At 63.7% G+C, this 3,133-nt stretch carries 4 protein-coding genes and 1 pseudogene; 3 read left to right on the forward strand and 2 right to left on the reverse strand.

Features of this window, described 5'->3' with window-relative positions; translation table 11 throughout:
* The 3 genes and pseudogenes from WBF82_RS10330 to WBF82_RS10340 all read left to right on the forward strand — a co-directional run.
* Nucleotides 1-228, forward strand: a pseudogene (locus tag WBF82_RS10330) (hypothetical protein); the annotation flags it as partial.
* 88 nt (nucleotides 229-316) lie between these two features.
* Nucleotides 317-760 (forward strand): VOC family protein, encoded by a 444-nt coding sequence (locus tag WBF82_RS10335; RefSeq protein WP_424382943.1) that lies wholly within the window; start codon nucleotides 317-319, stop codon nucleotides 758-760.
* A complete protein-coding gene (locus tag WBF82_RS10340) occupies nucleotides 757-1,503 on the forward strand; it encodes an SDR family NAD(P)-dependent oxidoreductase (protein WP_424382944.1) in 747 nt (248 codons plus the stop codon). The genes WBF82_RS10335 and WBF82_RS10340 overlap by 4 nt, the downstream gene beginning before the upstream one ends.
* Here WBF82_RS10340 and WBF82_RS10345 read toward each other — a convergent pair.
* Nucleotides 1,481-2,638: a Zn-dependent alcohol dehydrogenase gene (locus WBF82_RS10345; protein WP_424382945.1), complete on the reverse strand. Its 1,158-nt coding sequence runs from the start codon at nucleotides 2,636-2,638 to the stop codon at nucleotides 1,481-1,483. The genes WBF82_RS10340 and WBF82_RS10345 overlap by 23 nt on opposite strands.
* On the reverse strand, nucleotides 2,635-3,133 hold a 499-nt coding region (locus WBF82_RS10350; protein WP_424382946.1), incomplete at its 5' end, for a cytochrome P450. The genes WBF82_RS10350 and WBF82_RS10345, both read right to left, overlap by 4 nt.

Here is a 3,133-nt window from a genome sequence, read left to right on the forward strand (position 1 = left end):
ACAGCTCTAGGCCAGGCCAATTTGGTGAACGGGCAATGGGTGTTAGACACCACCGATGGTGCGGAATGCCCGGACGGTACCACCGTTCCCGATGCAATCGCCGCCCACCGCACCTGGGATCCGAACACCCTCGCAGGCACGATCCAGCTCTCGGGCAATAAGCCCGCCTGCAATTTCCCAGCGCGGGACCCAGAGACGGCAGACATCCAACTCCAGCCAGCGCCCTGACGCTTCAGCCTGAATTCCCGCCCACCGCTCGGCTCTGCTCCTAAACTCGCACCATTGTCATTGGTGCGGGAGATGCGGGAGCAAGCTGGTGTTGGGTGTTCATCATGCGGCAATTTGCACCGCAGATGTCGAACGATCGTTGAGATTCTGGCGAGACGGTCTGGGATTCACCGAACTGTTCGATCACACATTCCGCGGTGACTGGCCGGAACTGTTCGGAGCGCGCTCGGACCAGCTGCGGTCTATATTCCTGGGCGATCCGCAGACCCCCGACACCGGCATCGTCGAACTCGTGGTCTTCGACGGAGCCGGTGACGCGCCGGACCCGACGCCAGGACCCCGGCACGGATTCTTTCTGCTGTCTTTGCAACGCGACGTCGATGCGACGCTGTCCAGGCTGGCGGCTTTGGGTTTCAGCGATGGTGTGCGTCGCATCGGTGTGCCCGCGCAGGCCGGCGCGACGGTCCCGATGGCGGTCATCACCGCACCCGACGGGGTACTCGTCGAGCTGATCGGCGAGGCGGATAAATGACTGCCCTGGTGACCGGCGGCTCGTCGGGTATCGGCCGAGAAGTCGCCGGCCGGTTGCGCGATGCGGGCCACGACGTCGTGGTGTGGGACCAAACCGGCGGCGACATCGATTGCGATATCAGCGATCCGGAGGCAGTGAGCGCCGCGATGGGGCATACGGTGAGCGAGCACGGAGTGCCCACACGGGTGGTGGCTTGCGCGGGCATCGGCGCTTCCGGCACATTGCTGGCGCAGTCGGTCGAGGAATGGCAGCGGGTGCTTGCAGTCAACCTCACCGGCACCTGGCTTACCATCCGAGCTGCCGCCCAGGTGATGATCGACGCGGAGCTCGGCGGATCGATCGTTGTGGTGTCCAGTGTCAGCGGAACGCTCGCCGACCGGGATATGGGCGCTTACTGTGTGTCCAAAGCGGGGTTGAACATGCTGGTCAAGGTCGCGGCGGTGGAATGGGGCAGCTACGGCATCCAGGTGAACGCCGTCGGTCCCGGTGTTACCCGGACGCCGATGCTGGGCGAACCGGAGCAACTACCCGGCTGGGTGGAAGGCTTGACCGAACGCACCGCGTTAGGAGGTCTCGGGGAGGCGGCCGATGTAGCCGGTGCCATCACCGGTGTCCTCGAATTGCCTTGGGTGACAGGCCAGGTCATTCATGCCGACGGCGGACTCGCCCTGCACAGCCCGATCGATGCGTACGGTCAGACGCAGCGACTTCGCGGCAAAGTCAAGCAACCCCGAAATCAATGACACCACGGATGATTTCACCGTTGAGCAGGTCCGCATACGCGTCGTTGATGTCGTCGAGGCGATAGCGTTTGGTGATCATCTCGTCGAGCATCAACTGCCCAGTCTGATAGAGCCTGGCCAGCCGGTAGATGTCCGCTCTGGGATTACAAGAGCCGAACACGGTGCCTGCCAGGTTTTTGTTCATCAAAATGAAGTCCTGTAGGTCGAACTTGATCCCGCGGGTTGTCTGCGCGGTCATACCGGTGAGCACGCATGTCCCGCCCTTGCGGGTGAGTCGCAACGCGCTGCGGACGTCGTCGGCGCCGATCAACGAGGGCGAAACGACAACGCCGTCGGCCATCACGCCGTAGGTCAGGCCGGTCACCAGATCCAGGGCATCGTCGACGCTCGCGCAGCTGTGGGTGGCGCCGAACCGCAGCGCGGACTTCTGTTTGAATTCGACCGGATCGACGGCCACGATCTGCGCGGCACCGTTGATGCGCGCACCCTGGATCGCGCCGGTCCCGATACCGCCAACGCCGATGACGACGACGGTGTCGCCACCGCGCACGCCGGCCCGATTGGCGGCCGAACCGTATCCGGTGGGGATGGCGCACGACAGCAGCGCGCTCGGTAGCAGTGGAAGATCCGCTTCGATCTTCACGAGTGAATTCGTCGACACCACAGTGTGTTCGGCGAATGCCCCGATTTTGGAGATATGGCCCAAGGGTTTGCCGTCGGCGAGGTGGTGGCGGAATGTGCCGTCGGTGGGCATTCCCGGCGTGAGGGTTCCGATACCGGCATCGCACAGGTACTCCATACCGGTTGCGCACCATCGACATTGGCCGCACACGGCGACGAACGACATCACCACGTGGTCGCCGGGCTGGAAGTCGGTGACGCCGTCGCCAACTTCGCGCACGATGCCGGATCCCTCGTGGCCACCGATGGTGGGAAACATCGTGGGAAGCCCCATCGCCCGCAGGACTTCGTTGGGTGCTGCCATATCGCCTTTGAGGATGTGGTCGTCGGAGTGGCACAACCCGGCGGCCGCCATTTGGACCAGAACCTCACCGGCGCGAGGAGGGTCTAGCTCGAATTCCTCTATGGACCAAGGGCCGCCGACATCATGCAGAATCGCCGCCCGGCTTTTCATGAGGCCGGAGCGAAGGTGACGGGAAGCTTGTTGTGCGACCGGAAAGTCAGGCCGACGATCCTTGCGTCTTCTCCGGTCCCGTCGTCGGGGTCCAACGCCAAGTCCGTGACCCGGTCCAGCAAGCTGTTCAGCATCACCCGGGTTTCCAACCGGGCCAGATGCATTCCCAGACACATATGGATGCCGCCGGCGAACGCGATGTGGGCTTGGCGGGTGCGGCGAATGTCGAACGTGTTGGGATCGGTCCAGCGGCTCTCATCGCGGTTGGCCGAGCCCATGCACATGTCGATCTGCGCGCCCGACGGGATTGTCTTGCCCCCGATTTCGACGTCTTCGGTGGTGGTGCGCATGACCATGGTGAGCGGGGTCTCGACGCGCAGACCCTCTTCGATCGCGGCGGGTATCAATGACCGGTCTTGGTGGACCAGCGCCAGCTGCTCGGGATGGGTGAGCAACAGGTACAACAGGTTGCCCGACGAGCGATAGGTGGTCTCC

The organism is Mycobacterium sp., assembly GCF_049673265.1.
GTDB lineage: Bacteria > Actinomycetota > Actinomycetes > Mycobacteriales > Mycobacteriaceae > Mycobacterium.

What these genes read in the sequence shown, in the direction of transcription:
- WBF82_RS10340 (WP_424382944.1), top strand. Translation starts at nt 757, where the DNA reads ATGACTGCCCTGGTGACCGGCGGCTCGTCGGGTATCGGCCGAGAAGTC.
- WBF82_RS10345 (WP_424382945.1), bottom strand. Translation starts at nt 2,638, where the DNA reads ATGAAAAGCCGGGCGGCGATTCTGCATGATGTCGGCGGCCCTTGGTCC.